This is a genomic window from Bacillus sp. EB106-02-03-XG38, assembly GCF_058792175.1.
This window is the reverse complement of the sequence record NZ_JBYTED010000004.1, coordinates 423,288-440,748: the sequence shown is the minus strand read 5'-3', so window position 1 is coordinate 440,748 and position 17,461 is coordinate 423,288. Positions and strand designations below refer to the sequence as shown.

The 17,461-nt window shown below is 35.2% G+C and carries 14 protein-coding genes; 5 read left to right on the top strand and 9 right to left on the bottom strand.

All coding sequences use genetic code 11. The features are described 5' to 3' along the window. Positions 1–303: 303 nt before the first annotated feature. Complete coding sequence (locus AC3WTI_RS20870; protein ID WP_087959354.1) at positions 304–501, top strand: hypothetical protein; 198 nt, start codon at positions 304–306, stop codon at positions 499–501. Between the two features lie 17 nt (positions 502–518). Here the strand turns inward: AC3WTI_RS20870 and AC3WTI_RS20865 are convergent, their stop codons facing one another. Both AC3WTI_RS20865 and AC3WTI_RS20860 read right to left on the bottom strand, forming a co-directional pair. After that, positions 519–800, bottom strand: a complete 282-nt coding sequence (locus AC3WTI_RS20865) for a hypothetical protein (protein WP_098903992.1) — start codon at positions 798–800, stop codon at positions 519–521. Between the two features lie 270 nt (positions 801–1,070). Beyond that, positions 1,071–1,649 (bottom strand): LOG family protein, encoded by a 579-nt coding sequence (locus tag AC3WTI_RS20860; protein WP_048528219.1) that lies wholly within the window; start codon positions 1,647–1,649, stop codon positions 1,071–1,073. Between the two features lie 73 nt (positions 1,650–1,722). On the opposite strand from AC3WTI_RS20860, the gene AC3WTI_RS20855 reads away from it, so the two are divergent. The 3 genes from AC3WTI_RS20855 to AC3WTI_RS20845 all read left to right on the top strand — a co-directional run bounded on the left by AC3WTI_RS20855 (position 1,723) and on the right by AC3WTI_RS20845 (position 3,926). Beyond that, positions 1,723–2,046 (top strand): MazG nucleotide pyrophosphohydrolase domain-containing protein, encoded by a 324-nt coding sequence (locus AC3WTI_RS20855; RefSeq protein WP_098904033.1) that lies wholly within the window; start codon positions 1,723–1,725, stop codon positions 2,044–2,046. Between the two features lie 53 nt (positions 2,047–2,099). Beyond that, positions 2,100–2,606 carry a ferritin gene (locus tag AC3WTI_RS20850; RefSeq protein ID WP_000949392.1) on the top strand — a complete coding sequence of 169 codons (507 nt, stop codon included), beginning with the start codon at positions 2,100–2,102 and terminating at the stop codon, positions 2,604–2,606. 150 nt (positions 2,607–2,756) lie between these two features. After that, a complete protein-coding gene (locus AC3WTI_RS20845) occupies positions 2,757–3,926 on the top strand; it encodes a DUF418 domain-containing protein (RefSeq protein ID WP_097840959.1) in 1,170 nt (389 codons plus the stop codon). A gap of 44 nt (positions 3,927–3,970) precedes the next feature. Here AC3WTI_RS20845 and AC3WTI_RS20840 read toward each other — a convergent pair whose 3' ends face one another. The 4 genes from AC3WTI_RS20840 to AC3WTI_RS20825 form a co-directional block, all read right to left on the bottom strand. Further along, positions 3,971–5,152, bottom strand: a complete 1,182-nt coding sequence (locus AC3WTI_RS20840) for a NupC/NupG family nucleoside CNT transporter (protein WP_046198730.1) — start codon at positions 5,150–5,152, stop codon at positions 3,971–3,973. Positions 5,153–5,504: 352 nt separating this feature from the next. After that, positions 5,505–6,686: a NupC/NupG family nucleoside CNT transporter gene (locus AC3WTI_RS20835; RefSeq protein WP_098904031.1), complete on the bottom strand. Its 1,182-nt coding sequence runs from the start codon at positions 6,684–6,686 to the stop codon at positions 5,505–5,507. A gap of 296 nt (positions 6,687–6,982) precedes the next feature. Next, on the bottom strand, positions 6,983–8,422 hold the full coding sequence (locus tag AC3WTI_RS20830) for an alanine/glycine:cation symporter family protein (protein ID WP_087959350.1): 1,440 nt from the start codon (positions 8,420–8,422) through the stop codon (positions 6,983–6,985). A gap of 333 nt (positions 8,423–8,755) precedes the next feature. Next, positions 8,756–10,186, bottom strand: coding sequence for an alanine/glycine:cation symporter family protein (locus AC3WTI_RS20825; protein WP_087959349.1), 1,431 nt, complete (start codon positions 10,184–10,186; stop codon positions 8,756–8,758). Positions 10,187–10,486: 300 nt separating this feature from the next. Here AC3WTI_RS20825 and AC3WTI_RS20820 point away from each other — a divergent pair, with 300 nt between their 5' ends. Beyond that, positions 10,487–11,125 (top strand): NAD(P)-dependent oxidoreductase, encoded by a 639-nt coding sequence (locus AC3WTI_RS20820; RefSeq protein ID WP_087959348.1) that lies wholly within the window; start codon positions 10,487–10,489, stop codon positions 11,123–11,125. 39 nt (positions 11,126–11,164) lie between these two features. On the opposite strand, the gene AC3WTI_RS20815 is transcribed toward AC3WTI_RS20820, so the two are convergent. From AC3WTI_RS20815 to AC3WTI_RS20805, 3 genes are all read right to left on the bottom strand, one after another. Continuing rightward, on the bottom strand, positions 11,165–14,977 hold the full coding sequence (locus AC3WTI_RS20815; RefSeq protein ID WP_098904029.1) for a putative mucin/carbohydrate-binding domain-containing protein: 3,813 nt from the start codon (positions 14,975–14,977) through the stop codon (positions 11,165–11,167). A gap of 578 nt (positions 14,978–15,555) precedes the next feature. Continuing rightward, complete coding sequence (locus AC3WTI_RS20810) at positions 15,556–16,485, bottom strand: thioester domain-containing protein (RefSeq protein ID WP_253621666.1); 930 nt, start codon at positions 16,483–16,485, stop codon at positions 15,556–15,558. 125 nt (positions 16,486–16,610) lie between these two features. Further along, positions 16,611–17,450: an aldo/keto reductase gene (locus AC3WTI_RS20805; RefSeq protein WP_097840956.1), complete on the bottom strand. Its 840-nt coding sequence runs from the start codon at positions 17,448–17,450 to the stop codon at positions 16,611–16,613. Positions 17,451–17,461 lie beyond the last annotated feature (11 nt).

Genomic DNA, 17,461 nt, shown 5'->3' with positions numbered 1-17,461 from the left:
AATGAAGGAGTGAAACAACCGACTGTTCTAGCCGCTGGAGCTGGATATCACCTAAAAGCGGAAGCGGCTCGTTCAGAGTCGCTTTTTTCTATGAGGGGATTGCACATGCTGATACATGAAATTATATCAACGATTTTTTCATTATATTGACTTACCGACAATATCAGCGCCCCTCTCCTCTACTTTTATCAATATATTACAATCCTTTTTATGTTAAAATATAGGAAACACCCTTTCGTAAAATAGATCCAAAAGGCTTTTCCATATTCATCATTTACTACTTAAATGGCGGGAGTGGTTCAGTTGAAAGACTACTTAATTAGAGCATTTTTTGCGTTAATAACAGTTGGGATTGTCTTACTTATAGCTAATATTTTCAACATACGTATCGAGGTAAAAGACTATGCTTTCCTCATTGTTGTAGCAATTGGTGGCGGCTGGGGTGGCTGGTACCTGTATAAAAAACAAAGTAATCAAAATGATAAAGGCATTCCAAAGTAATACGGAATGCCTTCTTTTTATTTCCGTCTATAATAAATAATGAAATTTAAACCGTTAATACAAACTATCCCAATAAACATATCAAACGACACCGAATCTCCACCTAAATTATACTCATCAACAATAAACCCAGTCATAAACAATGTGATTGCTGAAACACCGATACACAATATCGAAATAAACCAAAGCGAAAACTCATTAATTAGCTCTTTCTTCTGCATTGAAACAATTAACATAACAAGAATAGATGCTGCTAAAATACATTTAAAAACCGGCCTTAAATAAACAAACTCCTCCATCTATTTCTCCTTTTTCGAAAACATAATACCTTAACATTAACATATTTAACCAAATTAAAAACACATGCCTTTTCAAGATAAAGTGAAACTTTAATCAGTGGGGGTTTTCTTCATCCCCCACTGATTATCAGCCCTCACCAATCGGACTTTTATGGGCAGTTGATCCCCACCTAACTTCTTTGCTTTCGCTGAATTTTGAGGTGGGGGTCTTACTGCCCATTAAAGCGGGATAAAATGACATGTGTTTCCAATAATATCTATAAAATTGTATTATGATAGCTGCTTCCACTTCGTTCCTAAAACAGGACGTTCATAATTTTGGATTTCATGAATTAGTTTATCTGCCGTCTCAGCTGAAACGATCAATTCTTTATTGGACGGATTCATAAACCCTTCTTCCGCTGCGCGTTCAACCATTTGCAAAATCGGGCCGTAAAAGTCTTTTATATTCAATAAACCAACTGGCTTATTATGTATACCAATTTGTGACCAGCATACTACTTCAAATAACTCTTCAAACGTTCCGTATCCGCCTGGCAACGCAATAAAAGCATCCGCAAGTTCTGCCATTTTTGCTTTACGTTCATGCATTGTTTCTACTTCAATTAGCTCTGTTAACCCTGTATGCACAATTTCTCCTCGGAATAAACCGCGCGGCATAACACCTGTTACACGCCCACCTAAACGAAGAACTTCATTTGCTACCTCTCCCATTAATCCAACGCAAGAACCACCGTATACAAGCTCATAATCGTTTTCAACAAACATTTTCCCTAACGCTATTGCCTGCTCTTTAAATTCTGGCCTCTCCCCTAAATTGGAACCTGCAAACACACAAATCTTTCTCATTCCTACACCCCGAAACTATATATTGTTATGATACAATGAATATTGTACAACATATTGAAGGGATGAGGAAGAAATGGATATCGTCGCATTTCAAAGATGGGTGGAGGAATTTTACGAAAAACGAAGCTGGTCACAATATAATTCCTTTATTCGCTTAAATTTCTTAACAGAGGAAGTTGGGGAAGTTTCACGAGTTGTTCGTGCCATTGAAATCGGCCGTGACCGCCCTGATGAAGACGTGAAAACAGAAGAAGAGCTAAAACAAGAGTTAAAAGAAGAACTTGGTGACGTACTATCTAATCTTATTATTCTTTCACAAAAATATGATTTAGATTTACAAGACATTATGGAAGCACACGTCACAAAGCTTTCGAAAAGGTTCGAGACATCCAAATGAGAACATTATCAATTATGGTATAATATTCTTGTCACAATACTAAGGGGGATTTTATGTTATCTAAAAAATTGCACGACGCATTAAATGATCAAATGAACTTTGAATTTTACTCTGCCCATGCTTATATGGCAATGGCTGCCTACTGTACGGCTGAGAGCTATGATGGGTTCGCTAACTTTTTCCTTGTACAAGCTGAAGAAGAGCGTTTCCACGCAATGAAGCTTTACAACTACATTAACGACCGCGGTGAGCGCGCTATTATTACTGGATTTGATAATCCGAATAACGAATACGAATCTGTATTAAACGCTTTTGAAGTCGCACTTGAGCATGAGCGTGAAGTAACGAAACGTATTTACAACTTATCTGATATCGCTTGGGATGAGCGTGAACATGCAACAATTACATTCTTAAAATGGTTCGTTGACGAACAAGTTGAAGAAGAAGCTTCATTCGATAGCATCATCCAAAAACTAAAACGTATTACAAGCGATTCAAACGCACTGTTTATGCTAGATGCTGAATTAGAGAAACGTACATTTACGCCTCCAGCTGAGTAATATTTCAATCACCTTAATACATGTATTAAGGTGATTTTTTTGTTTGCTCTCTATCTTAAAATCACCTTAAATTTCCTCATATTTGACATAGCGCCAGATATAAAATGGTATTATTTTCAATATAAAAACGAATATACGAGGAGAGGAAAAATGAATCAACGTGTAGAAGCTGTTGATGCAATTCGTGGTTTCGCTTTGTTTGGCATTTTACTAGTCAATATGACATTAATTCAATTTGGGTTCTTCACCAGTGAAAAACCAACTTATCTATTTGGCGATCTTGATAAAGGTGCTAATTGGTTTATTCAATTTTTCGGCACACATAACTTTATATCCCTATTTTCTTTTCTATTTGGGCTTAGCATTATTTTGTTACAAAAAAGTATTATCGCAAAAGGAAAAAAATTCTTCCCCACATACATAAGACGTATTATCATTCTTTTACTACTCGGCTACATTCATGGCACTTTTGTTTGGGAGGGAGATATTTTATTTGCATACGGAATAATCGGGATTTTTTTAATGATATTCATCAATCGAAAACCGAAAACTTTGCTTATTTGGGCGATTATTCTACTCGCACTTACTACACTTATGTCTTATCAAACTGATCCATCTACAAATATAAATGATTTCGCACCTTATACTGAAAAAGAACATAAAGTCCATCAAACTGGAAGCTATATGGATCACGTCAACTTTAGATTGACTGAAAATCCTTTTGATTACATGGGAATTGACGGTGCATTCGGATTATTTTTTATATCAGTTTTCGCAATAATTTTTATGTCTCCACTGTTCCTACTCGGAATGTATGTAGGGAAAAAAGGCTGGCTATTTGAGGTCAGTAAACATATACCTGCTGTCAAAAAAATATGGTTTGCCACCGGTCTCTTCTCTTTTACAATTAAAATCTTAGCTATGTTCATAAAACACCCGGTTTTAATTATGTTACAAGATGGCCTTACACCAGTAACTATGACCTTCTTTTACGGAAGCACAATCATTTTATTATTCCATTACAAAAAAGCAACCCGTCTACTAACATACATGGCGAACATGGGGAAAATGTCCGTTAGTAATTACTTAGCGCAATCTATTATCGCAACAACCATTTTTTACGCATATGGATTTGGCTTATACGGGAAAATCGGCTATTTCTTCGGTATTCTTTTAACCATCGGAATTTATATGATTCAATTATTCGTTAGCACCTATTGGCTCCAGAAATACCGAATGGGGCCAGTGGAATATGTCTGGAGACTGGGAACTTATTTAGAGAAACCACGTTTTAAAAGAGACTTGGATAAAGCAAGTTAAACAAAAAAAGCAATGAGCCTACACTCATTGCTTTTCTTAATTTATTAAAGCATAACCCCAACGATAATCGCTGATAATATACTTACTAACGTTGCACCGTATACAAGTTTTAAACCGAATGATGATACAACGTTTGCTTGTTTGCCATCGATACTCTTCGTTGCCCCTGCGATAATCCCGATAGATGAGAAGTTCGCAAATGATACAAGGAAGATAGATAAAATACCTACTGTACGAGCTGATAAGTCACCAGCTACTTTACCAAGGTCAAGCATTGCAACGAATTCGTTCGTTACTAATTTCGTTGCCATAATTTGTCCTGCTGTTAACATCTCTGATGTTGGAATACCCATTACAAATGCTAATGGTGAGAATACATATCCTAAAATGCTTTGGAATGTGATGCCGAAAATTGAATCGAATACACCGTTAATTGCTGTAATTAATGCTACGAAACCGATTAACATCGCCGCTACTGTTACAGCGATAGAGAAACCAAGCATAATATATTCGCCTAACATTTCAAAGAATGTTTGTTTCTTATCTTCTTGCAACTCTAAAATATCGTCTTCTTCTTTTACTTCATACGGATTAATGATATGAACGATAATGAATCCGCTAAATAAGTTTAGTACAAGTGCTGTTACTACATATTTTGGATCAATCATTTTCATGTAAGAACCGACGATTGACATCGATACTGTTGACATAGAAGATGCACAAAGTGTGTATAAACGATTTTTTGGTAATTTGCTTAATTGATCTTTTACTGTAATGAATACTTCACCTTGACCAACAATTGCAGCTGCTACTGCATTATATGATTCTAGTTTTCCTAAGCCGTTAATTTTACTTAATAGGAAACCGACTGCACGAATGATAATCGGTAAAATTTTAATATGTTGTAAAATCCCAATTAGTACTGCTAAGAAAATAATTGGTAATAATACTGTTAAGAAGAATGGTGCTTGTCCATCATTTGCTAGACCACCAAATACGAAATTAACCCCTGCTTCCGCAAATTTTAAAATAGCGCCAAATCCATCTGCAATCCCTTTTACTAATACAAATCCGACCTTTGTATTCAGTAAGAAATATGCAAGCACCAATTGAATAACAAGCATAAGTGCAATTGGTTTATATTTAATTTTCTTACGATCTGAACTGATAAGGAAACCTAGTACAAATACTACAAGTAAACCGACTAGAAACATTACTATTTTCATATGTGAATCCTCCACTTCTCCCACGAGTTATTGGTCGTATAACGTATAACGAATGACGTCTGACCATTGATGTTAAAAAAATTTAAAACCCCTAAATACTATTCAACTGTTATCTAAAATCAGTAAGCGTTTACATAAATTGCAATTTATTAAAGGTAGCCTCTTCTCTCCTACCATACTTGAAAGTCTGAAATTGATACCACCTACAAATCAAATTGTAAGCGTTATCTAGGTGAAATGCAATATAAATTTTAAAAGATTTTTATATGTTAATATATTCCTAATTAATTGGTTTTTTCATGCAAATTTACCATAAAAAATAGCCCTAGCTATGAGCTAGGGCCATCTTTTTCTATAACATAACACCAACGATAATCGCTGATAGAATACTTACTAATGTCGCACCGTACACAAGGCGTAGACCGAATGATGATACTACATTTGATTGGTTCTCATCGATACCTTTCGTTGCACCTGCGATAATTCCGATTGATGAGAAGTTCGCAAATGATACAAGGAATACAGAAAGAATACCAACTGTACGCGCTGATAAGTCACCAGCTACTTTTCCAAGATCAAGCATCGCAACAAACTCGTTTGATACTAATTTTGTTGCCATAATTTGTCCCGCTGTTACCATCTCTGCTTGCGGGATACCCATTACGAATGCTAATGGTGAGAAAATATATCCTAAAATAGCTTGGAATGTAATTCCGAACATTGAGTCAAACAAGCTATTAATTGCTGTAATTAATGCTACGAAACCAAGTAACATTGCCGCTACTGTGATTGCAATTGTGAAACCCAGCATAATATATTCACTTAACATTTCAAAGAATGATTGTTTTTTCTTATTTTCTAACTTCAGTGTATCTTCTTCTTCTGTAATATCGTACGGGTTAATAATATGAATAATAATGAAACCACTAAATAAATTTAATACAAGTGCTGTTACTACGTATTTTGGTTCGATCATTTTCATGTAAGAACCGACGATTGACATTGATACTGTCGACATGGAAGATGCACATAATGTATATAAACGATGTTTTGGGATTTTACTTAATTGATCTTTTACTGTAATAAATACTTCCGCTTGCCCAACAATAGCAGCTGCTACTGCGTTATATGATTCTAGTTTTCCTAGACCATTTACTTTACTTAACAAAGTACCAATAGCACGAATAATTATCGGTAAAATTTTAAAGTGTTGCAGAATTCCGATTAAAACGGCAAAGAATACGATTGGTAATAATGCAGTTAAGAAGAATGAAACCTCTCCTTTATTAACAAGACCGCCAAATACGAAAACGATTCCAGCTTCCGCATATCCAAGAAGCGCGCCAAATCCATCTGAAATTCCTTTTACTAAAATATAACCAACTTGCGTATTTAATAAGAAATAACTTAACGTTAGCTGAATAACAAGCATGATTGTGATTGGTTTATACTTAATCTTCTTTCGATCGGAGCTTATAAGAAAACCGAGTACGAATACAACGAGCAATCCTACAAGAAACATAACAAACTTCATTAATAAAATCCTCCATTTAACTCTTCATTAACGTTGAACGTCTGACCACTCAAAACAAGAAATAATCCGAACTTTCCATTTCTCCTCCAAAATCTTCAATTGGATAGAAAAAATCATAAAACCTCTTGTTTCAAAGGCATTTTCCATTCTAACATAAATCACAACTCATATCCGCACTTTTCTTTAAAAAATTACATTTTATTACGAAACACCCATTAATGTTCGTCTTTTACTTCTAACAAATAGCTAGATAAAACAAAAAAATGGGCATCAAGTTTCACTTGATGCCCACCTCATTATACCGCTTTTTCTTTATCTGCTACTTGCTCTTCCCAGCACTCTGTATTTTTCAGACCTGGAATTGAATTTGCGTAGAAGACCGGATCTTTTCCTTGTTTCTTCTGCTTAATATAATCTGATAACGCTGCGAAAGCATATTTAGAAAGGAATACGATTGCCACTAAGTTAATAACAGCCATAATTCCCATGAATAAATCTGCTAAATCCCAAACGATTTGAATTGTTGCGACAGACCCTAACATAACCATACCAAGTACAGCAATGCGGTATGCATTTAATAGCACTTTACTTCCATTTAAGAATTCAATATTCGTTTCACCATAGTAGTAGTTACCTACTAATGAACTGAATGCAAACAAGAAGATTGCCACTGCTACAAATATAGATGCCCATGGACCGATATGTTGACTTAATGCTTGCTGCGTTAATTGAATACCATTTAGATCAGCTGCATTATGCACATCTGATAAAAGAATGATAAATGCTGTACAACTACAAATTAATAATGTATCTGTAAATACCCCTAAAGTTTGAATGAAACCTTGTTTAACTGGATGCGTTACGTTTGCAGTCGCAGCTGCATTCGGCGCACTACCCATACCTGCTTCATTTGAGAATAATCCGCGTTTTACCCCTAATAAAATCGCAGCTCCTAATCCTCCACCTACTACTTCTTTAATTCCGAAAGCATGTAAGAAAATTTCTTTAAATACATATGGAATTGCCGTAATGTTTGTTACAACAACGAATAATGCCACTGCTACATAAATAATTGCCATTACTGGAACAATCATTTCAACCGCGCGTGCAATTCGTTTTACTCCGCCGAAGATAATAACTGCTAGTAAACCAGCCATTACAAGACCTACTAATCTACTGTCTGTTTTGAATGCCCCATCAAAAGCAGCCGCTACAGTATTAGACTGTACAGCGTTAAAAATTAATCCGAAACTTACTGTTATTAATACAGAGAAAATAGCTCCAAGCCAGCGCTTATTTAATCCTTTTTCCATATAATATGCTGGGCCACCACGGAACGTATTTCCATCTTTTACTTTATAAATTTGCGCTAATGTGCTCTCTACAAATGCAGAAGCACCCCCAATTACCGCGATTAACCACATCCAAAATACTGCTCCTGGTCCACCTGCTGAGATTGCGATAGCTACACCAGCTAAGTTACCAGTACCTACACGAGAAGCTGTACTCATACAAAAAGCCTGGAACGATGATACACCGCTCTTCTCCTTTTGCGCTTTCCTCGTTTTCGAACTTGCCCCATCCCCAAGCAATCGAATCATTTCACCGAAGTAACGAACTTGGACAAATTTCACACGAAACGAAAAGTAAAGTCCTAACCCAATTAACATCGCAATAATGATATATGACCAAAGGACATTATTTATATCCCCAATTACCTTAGCTAAAAAATCCATAATTGCATTGCCCCCTCTTCCTAACAATAAGAAAATTATATTCTAAAAACTCTTAGTAATCAAGAACTTTATGTTAGGTTTTCTAACATGAGTGAGTTAACTTATTTAACATATGTGTTTTTTTACGTAAAACTATAACCAATACGCGCATTTATCCAATACAAAATCACTCATCCTATGCGACCAGTCATAGCATTAAGACAGAAGGTCCCCTACAAATAACATGAGAAATGAACAAACAAAAATTATATTAATAATTACCTCTCACTCTTTTCATCATTTACTACAATAAAAAAAACGAGCACCGAATTCATCTCGATGCTCGCCTTTTCATTATACTGCTTTTTCTTTATTGGTTACCGCTGACTTATCCCAACACTCAGTGTTCGTTAAACCAGGAATAGAATCTGCACTGAAGACTGGATCTTTTCCTTGTTTCTTTTGCCTTACATAGTCTGCCAATGCAGCATATGCAAATCGTCCAAGAAGTGTAATCGCAATTAAGTTTGTAATTACCATTAGACCCATAAATAAATCTGCCATATTCCATACAACTTGAAGCGTTGCTACAGAACCGAATAATACCATTCCAACTACCGCAATACGGTAAATTGTTAACCACGTTTTACTTTGTTTAATGAATTCAATATTCGTTTCACCATAATAGTAGTTTCCTAGAAGCGAACTGAAAGCAAATAAGAAAATAATAATCGCTAAGAAGCTACTTGCCCACGGGCCAATTTGTGAACTTAATGCATTTTGTGTTAGTTCAATACCTTCTAAATTCGTTGCTTTATATGCACCAGAACATAGTACGATAAATGCTGTTGATGTACATACTAAGAATGTATCTACTAATACGCCAATTGTTTGAATAAAACCTTGTTTTGCTGGATGCGTTACATCAGCTGTTGCTGCCGCGTTCGGCGCACTACCCATACCTGCTTCGTTCGCAAATAATCCGCGCTGAATACCATATTTCATCGCAGCACCGATACCGCCACCTACAGCTGAATCTAAACCGAATGCACCTTTAAAGATTTCCGTAAACACATCTGGTATTAAATAGAAGTTTTTAATGACAACAAAAATAGCTACCGCAATATAAATAAGCGCCATTGGCGGAACAATCATTTCCGACATACGTGCGATACTTTTTACACCACCAAAAATAATAACCGCAACTAATGCAGCTAATGCAATCCCAACAATATAACGCTCAATACCAAAAGCATTTTTAAATGCTAATGTAACTGTATTTGCTTGTACTGAGTTAAAAATTAAACCATAACTAATTGTAATAAGGATAGAGAACCAAATTCCCATCCAACGTTTATTTAAACCTTTTTCCATATAATAAGCAGGACCACCACGGAAGCCACTGCCATCTTTTATTTTATAAATTTGTGCAAGCGTACTTTCTACGAAACTTGAAGAAGCTCCGATAATCGCAATAACCCACATCCAAAATACTGCGCCAGGTCCTCCCATAGAAATAGCTAACGCTACACCAGCTAAATTACCGATACCAATACGAGCTGCTGAACTCATACAGAACGCTTGGAAAGAAGATACACTACCTTTTTTACGCGTCTTTCCAGTTAATCCATCACTCATTAGTCGAACCATTTCCCCTAAATGAGTAATTTGTACGAATTTCAATTTAATAGAAAAATAAAGACCTAAACCAATTAACATCGCAATAAGAATATATGACCAAAGAATTGTATTTGTTGATGAAATAAATTGCTCTAAAATATTCATACAATTAACCCCTCCTTTTCTCCATAAAACGAATTATATTTAAAAAACATTCAAAAATCAACATTTTTCGACAATTTGCAATTTCCAAATATTAGCCAGGCTCACAGTAACAATATCTTTATGACTACCCTCCCTCTAACTGTGCATACTAAAACCAAAAATAAATTCACCAACAACCCTATTGACAAAAACACCAACCTGTAACTATAATGATTACAACGGGTTGTAACAAACCTAATTACAACAAATTCATTTACTTTCAGATATACACTTTAACAAAACACTTTGGAGGGATTTATTATGAAAATCGGAATTATCGGAGCAACTGGTAAAGCAGGAAGTCGTATTTTAAAAGAAGCATTAGATCGCGGACATGAAGTAACTGCAATCGTAAGAAACGCTACAAAAATTACAGAAGAAAACGTAAAAGTTTTAGAGAAAGATGTATTCTCTCTTACATCTAATGACCTACAAGCATTTGACGTAGTTGTAAATGCATTCGGTGCTCCAGCAGGCGAAGAACACCTTCACGTAGATGCAGGAAACGTACTTATTGAAGCTATGAAAGGTGCACCAAATACAAAATTACTTGTAGTTGGCGGCGCTGGAAGCTTATTTGTAGACGAAGAGAAAACAACACGTGTATTTGAGACACCAGGTTTCCCGAAAGAATACCTTGCAACTGCTCAAAACCAAGGTAAAAACTTAGAAATCTTGCAACAAACAAACGACATCACTTGGACATTCATCAGCCCTTCTGCACTATTCGCATTAGGAAAACGCACTGGTTCTTACAAAGCTGGTAAAGACAATCTTCTTGTGAACGCAAAAGGTGATAGCTACGTAAGTTACGAAGACTTCGCAGTAGCAGCACTTGATGAAATCGAAAATCCAAAACACGTAAACGAACGCTTCACAGTTGTTTCGGAAGCTGAATAATAGAAAAAGCTCGTAAACATTATGTTTACGAGCTTTTTATTATTGCACTTGTTCTAAGCCATTCGGAGTAATCTTAAAGGAAATTTCTTTAAACTTTTTCTTATCTCCTTTTCCAACTAACTCACTATTTTTATACCAAATTAAACGATCTGATTCGGCATGATATACTTTCACTACATCTCCATATTGGAAGGAAGTTCCGTTTACTTGCTCAGCAAAATTCTTTGAAGTTTCTTGTCCTTCTGCTGTTACATGTTTTTTCTCCGTTCCGTTTTGATCATATAGTGTAATCCCCATATATAATTCGTTTTTAAAGTAACTATGAATTTGTTCATTTGTATGCGTTACATGTAATTTCTGCTCTTCATGATTGAACGTTACAATAGAACGAATTACGTCACTAAGCCCTTTGTATACAAGACTATCTCCATACGTTACTTCCAATGCTACTTCTGTTACTTTTTTATTTCCAAAACGATCTTTCGTTTCTACTTTTACTTTTTGTTCACCGATTTTCGCTGTATTTGGTTTCTCCACAAACCCAACTACTTCTCCATCTTTTACTTCAACAAAGTTCTTCGCGTCTAACGTTTCGCTATTTGTTCCGATTACTATTTTTTGTGGATTTGCTTTTACTGTTTGCTCGCCGTCTAATCTTTCAAATCCATTTTCAGTGATTTTGAAGACTAATTCCTTTATCTCTTTACTCTTCCCTTCGCCCACATATACATCTTTTTGATACCAATGTAAACGAGAAGATTCCGCATGATATACTTTCACGACATCTCCATACTCAAATGCAAGCCCATTTACTTCCTTGGCAAAAGCTTGCGTATTCTCTAAACCTTTTACCGCTATATTTTTCTTCGCTTTTCCTTCTTTATCGTACATTGTGAATTCAAAATACTTTTCATCTTTAAAGTAATCATGAATTAGATTCTTTGTATCTGTCGCACTAAATTTTTGCGTATCATGATGCAGAGTTACAATTGATTTCAAGTCACCATCTCTATAACCTAATCCATATACTAATAGGCTATCTCCATATGTTACTGTTAGAGGAACTTCTGTCACTTGCTTATTTCCGAAACGATCCTTCGTTTCTACTTTTACCTTTTGTTCACCGATTTTTGTTGTAATTGGTTTTTCTACAAAACCGATTACTTCACCGTCTTTTACTTCAACAAAAGCTTTTGGATCTAGCTTTTCAATGTTGGTTCCGACTACTACTTGCTGTGGTTTTGCTGTTACTTCTTGCAACATATCCATTCTCTCAAAGCCTTTTTCTGTCACTTTGAAGAATAGTTCTTTTGCCCCTTTTTTCTCACCTTGACCAGTAAGGGTATTATTTTGATACCATTTCAAACGATCCGGTTCTGCGTGGAATACTTTCACAACATCTCCATACTCAAACTGCACTCCATTCACTTGCTCTGCAAAGTTCTTTGAAGTTTCTTGCCCTTCTGCTGTTACATGTTTTTTCACTGTTCCATTTTGATCATATAAAGTGATTCCCATATATTGTTCTTTATCAAAATATTTGTGAATTTGTTTATTCATATCAATCGCATGTAATTTCTTCTCCTCATGCTTTAACGTTACAACTGAAGCAATTTCATTATTGTATCCTACATACGCAATACTATCTCCATAAATTACTTCTAAAGACACTTCCGTCACTTGCTTATTTCCGAAACGATCTTTCGTTTCTACTTTTACCTTTTGTTCACCGATTTTTGTTGTAATTGGTTTTTCTACAAAACCGATTACTTCACCGTCTTTTACTTCAACAAAAGCTTTTGGATCTAGCTTTTCAATGTTGGTTCCGACTACTACTTGCTGTGGTTTCGCCGTTACTTCTTGTAAACTATCTTTTAATTCAAATCCTTGCGGAGTAATCTTAAAGAATTTTTCTTTTTTATTTTTAGCTTCCCCTTGATCTGCAAGTTTATTATTTTGGTACCATTTCAGACGGCTTGGTTCTGCGTGGAATACTTTTACTACATCACCATATTCAAAATCCACTCCATTTAGTTCCAGCGCGAATCGTTTTCCAGTTTCTTGTCCTTCTGCTAATACACTTTTCTTTTCAATCCCATTTCGATCATATAGCTTTAAGCCCATATATTCTTCATTTCCAAAACGGTAATGTATTTTATTATTAGTAAAGTTTGCATTTAATTTTTTTTCATTGTGATGAAGCATCACCGTCGACATTACATCATTTGAAAGTCCTTGAAAAATGATACTGTCGCCATAAATCCCATTGACTTGGACAGGAATTAAATTTTCATTTCCTTTCTCATCCTCAATTTCTACTAACACTTCCTGTTTCCCATTCTCTAATTTAGGCCATATAATATTACCTGTTACTTTTACATTCTCACCTAACTTTTGAACAAGCTTACTTGCTTCATTTTCATCAAAATCTGTACCAACTAAAAGATTTCTCATCTCATTAGATGGTTCACCATATGGAACTTCGTATGCTTCAACTTGCTTCTCGCGAATATCATTACTATCTGTAGCTTTCCAAATTTCCTTTTCTAATTTAGGTAAATTTAATTTTTCTATTTTCTCTCTAATATCATCATTTGGCGTTAATCCCCATTCCTCAAAGAAAGGAATTAAATTTTGCCCTGCCACTTTTGATGTCATATAAACAAACATTTGCTTTTTCTCTTCATCAGACGCAAGCATTTCACTCTGTGGTAACAAACGATAAGCTTGATGTAACCTAGGATAGAAATGTTCCCCATACACTACATTTAATTGCCAAAACATCGTAAGCGGATTAATTTCATCAATTACTCTTTCCTCAATAGGTCTTTGTAAATACTCAAATGATTTTTCATAATGTTCTTCCATGTCTAGTTTATTCCCTAATGCTTTTTGTACTGCTAAAGAATAAATGTTGACTGTTACTTCTCCAACAGCACCCCAGTCCCAAGCCCTTTGTTGATGTAAATGTCCAACTTCATGCCATGGTCCCCAGCCGTCCTTTTCAAGCACTTCTATATCTAAAACTCTATTCATTGCGCTTGGAATATATCCTGTATGATAATTTGTTGCAAACATAAAGTCATCTTCATCAGGATTCAGTTTTTCAACGAACTGAACGTAATGATTTGGAGATTTCGCGACTCCAATACCGTCCTCAGATAATCCTGCTACTGCATTTTCCAAACGAATAATCTTATCATGTAATTCCATTAACTTTGTTGGATCTGTATCGTTCATATGATCTTGAACAGCACTATAACTCGCAGTAATTAAACTTCTCTCACCTTTTAATTCCACCGCATAAGGATCTTTATATTTCTTCAACATTTCATCAAAATCTTTTTTCGTATGCTTACCTAAAATAAACAAAGGAAAGTGACTTCCACCATTCGTAACAGAAGCCGTTACCTCACCTTCGTCATTCATATTATAAAAATACAAAATACCACCATTTGATGATGAAATAACATTTTTACCAGGTTTTAAATCAAACTTTTCAGGATCCTTTTCATCATATGATCTTGTTCCTATAAAAGCTTGAATAGACTGCTTTCCTTTTATTTCAATTGTAATCTTTTCATTTGGCGCTGCATAAATTCCAGTCGGTTCGTTAACCGAAAGGTGAAAAGTTACTTTTAAGCGTTCTGTTTCCTTTTCTATATCACCTTTTCCAGGTACATGAAACGTCCTCTGCTCAAATTTATTCTCTTTAACCTCTTCTAATTTACCACCTTTATTTTCTTCCAAAGGTGCCGCATATCCTTTCGATGCTTCGAAAGCTACTGGCGATAATAATGTAGATATACATATTCCAGCCACTAATACCCTACTCGTCTTTTTCTTCGACATAATCTGTGTCCCCTGTTCCTTTATTTAGAAAAACCTTCCTATATAAATATTCATTTAATAAGACATCCTATTATTTTTATAAAAACATTTAACGAATAGACTGACACCTCGCGCACCTGTATCAATTACTACCGCATTCCTCTCAATGTATTCACTTTCTTACATTATAAAAATTTTTATGTAACGTATCCTCCTCACTTCCCTCTACTTGTGATGAGTTCTCTCTACATAAAAAAAGAGAATAGTAAAAGATATATTTCAGTATTGTCATCTATACATCTAAAGTTGTGAATAATAATAGAAACTTACATTTCCTTCATATATGACCATCTATAGGTAGTTTTTCCAACTGAATTTTACACGCTTTCTACACTGTTTGATAGACTTTCCAATCAGAATAATGTTACAATTTCGTGAATACAATCTATTAATTGTAACGTTTGAATTTTAATATATCTATATTATTCCTAAATAGAGTTTAAACTGTATAAACAGTAATTTTATCCCACATTTAATTTTCCTAATATAATTTTATCATTCGTATAAAAAAGCATTGGCACACAGCCAATGCTTTTTCATTATCTCTTTTGATTCGGTTTATGTGGTTCATTTGGAGTATGTGGTTTATTGTTATCATGACCATTTGTTGTTTTCCAACTTACCGATAACTCCGGACTTGTTTTTTCCTCACTTCTTTCAAGTAATACAACTGCATTTTGAATAGTCGGTGTCCCTTTATGCGCAATCCCTTGTAACTTTGTTAAATTCCCTAATACTTTAAAGCTAAACCCACCAGCTGGTGTTTGTTTCGGAATTAAGATGCGGAACTTTTCTCCCACATTAAATTCCGTTTTCGCTTCGCCTTTTTCATTTACAAACTTCGCGCCCGCTGGTGCACCTGTTGCTTGCACCTTATACGTTCCGCTTTTCGCGTTTGTTTCTACTGTATATAAACCTGTTTCAAAGAAATCATTTTTCAACACTGCTTGTTGTTCTTCTGATGGCACGACGCTCATCGTAATTTCTTGTAATTCCTCACTAGCATTTGCTTTTGCAACGATATGTTTCGTTACCTTTTCTACATTTTTATTTCGGAAATCTAAATCATTAATATCGATTTGCTTTAACGCATTCCATACTGCAAGCTGCGTTGCATAATGTGCTTCTCTCCAATCAGAAACACCTAATTCTTGTGGACTCTTTTGTGGATATCCATTCAATAGTACACGGTACACATTAATATCCACTTTCCCCATTTCCGGTAAATCTTGGCCGCTTGGCGACTTCAAATCTACATTTAAGCAAAAGGCGATTTTACCATCTGCTGTTTTAATAAGCTCTGTTCGAATTGGTTTCTTCTTTGACTTACTATAACTCCAATCCATTTCATACTTCGTGTGATCCATAACTTCTGCGAAGGCCTTTTGAAGTGGAAATAATAAGTTCGCAAATACAACTAAAACACTCAAAAAAGCGGCCATTAGCTTGAACGATCGTTTTATATTCATGTTTACAACCCCTTATAAAATAGCAAATTTACTACTGTTTATTATTTAGTTAGAAAAATTTTTTATGCATAAATAAAACAAAAAAAGAGTGCAAACTGTTTGCACTCTTCTTCTCCGCTATACTTTTAGAAATCAAAATTATCAGGGTCTGGACCAACGCGGTGATTTTCATTTAACGCATCGATTTTCTCCATATCTTCTTTCGTTAATTCGAAATTAAATATATCAGCATTCGCAACGATTCGGTGTTCCTTCGTTGACTTCGGAATTGTTACAACTTCATTTTGAAGATCCCAACGTAAAATGATTTGAGCTGTCGTTTTACCATACTTATGAGCAATTTCTTGCAATGTTTCGTTATCTAATAATTGACCTTGCATAAGTGGTGACCATGCTTCCATTTGAATACCTTGCTCTTTACAGAACGCTTGTAATTCTTTTTGCGTTAAACGTGGATGATATTCTACTTGGTTAATCATCGGCTTAATTTCTGCACCTGCTAGTACGTCTTGCAGATGATGAATTTGGAAGTTACTTACGCCAATTGCACGCACGCGTTCCTCTTTATAAAGTGTTTCTAACGCTCTCCACGTATCTTTGTATTTCCCTTCCACAGGCCAATGAACAAGATATAAATCTAAATAATCTAGCTCTAATTTTTTTAAGCTTTCTTCATATGCAGCAAGTGTCGTTTCATATCCTTGATCTGCATTCCACACTTTTGAAGTAATGAATAAATCCTCTCGCGAAATCCCTGCTTCTTTTATACCTGCGCGAATTCCTTCTCCTACTGCTTTCTCATTTCCATAAATCGCAGCTGTATCGATACTGCGGTATCCTGCTTTAATCGCCGATTTCACAGCCTCTACAAGTTCCGGTCCATCTTCTACTTTGAATACACCTAAACCGAACCAAGGCATTTTTACACCGTTATGCAATGTTGTTGTACTTTGTAAATTTTTCATTATATTTTCTC

Excerpts from the sequence above, each read along its gene's own strand:
- AC3WTI_RS20805 (WP_097840956.1), bottom strand. The coding sequence starts at position 17,450 with ATGAAAAATTTACAAAGTACAACAACATTGCATAACGGTGTAAAAATG.
- AC3WTI_RS20825 (WP_087959349.1), bottom strand. The coding sequence starts at position 10,186 with ATGAATATTTTAGAGCAATTTATTTCATCAACAAATACAATTCTTTGG.
- AC3WTI_RS20830 (WP_087959350.1), bottom strand. The coding sequence starts at position 8,422 with ATGGATTTTTTAGCTAAGGTAATTGGGGATATAAATAATGTCCTTTGG.
- AC3WTI_RS20860 (WP_048528219.1), bottom strand. The coding sequence starts at position 1,649 with ATGAGAAAGATTTGTGTGTTTGCAGGTTCCAATTTAGGGGAGAGGCCA.
- AC3WTI_RS20815 (WP_098904029.1), bottom strand. The coding sequence starts at position 14,977 with ATGTCGAAGAAAAAGACGAGTAGGGTATTAGTGGCTGGAATATGTATA.
- AC3WTI_RS20850 (WP_000949392.1), top strand. The coding sequence starts at position 2,100 with ATGTTATCTAAAAAATTGCACGACGCATTAAATGATCAAATGAACTTT.
- AC3WTI_RS20840 (WP_046198730.1), bottom strand. The coding sequence starts at position 5,152 with ATGAAAATAGTAATGTTTCTAGTCGGTTTACTTGTAGTATTTGTACTA.
- AC3WTI_RS20855 (WP_098904033.1), top strand. The coding sequence starts at position 1,723 with ATGGATATCGTCGCATTTCAAAGATGGGTGGAGGAATTTTACGAAAAA.
- AC3WTI_RS20820 (WP_087959348.1), top strand. The coding sequence starts at position 10,487 with ATGAAAATCGGAATTATCGGAGCAACTGGTAAAGCAGGAAGTCGTATT.
- AC3WTI_RS20845 (WP_097840959.1), top strand. The coding sequence starts at position 2,757 with ATGAATCAACGTGTAGAAGCTGTTGATGCAATTCGTGGTTTCGCTTTG.
- AC3WTI_RS20865 (WP_098903992.1), bottom strand. The coding sequence starts at position 800 with ATGGAGGAGTTTGTTTATTTAAGGCCGGTTTTTAAATGTATTTTAGCA.
- AC3WTI_RS20835 (WP_098904031.1), bottom strand. The coding sequence starts at position 6,686 with ATGAAGTTTGTTATGTTTCTTGTAGGATTGCTCGTTGTATTCGTACTC.
- AC3WTI_RS20810 (WP_253621666.1), bottom strand. The coding sequence starts at position 16,485 with ATGAATATAAAACGATCGTTCAAGCTAATGGCCGCTTTTTTGAGTGTT.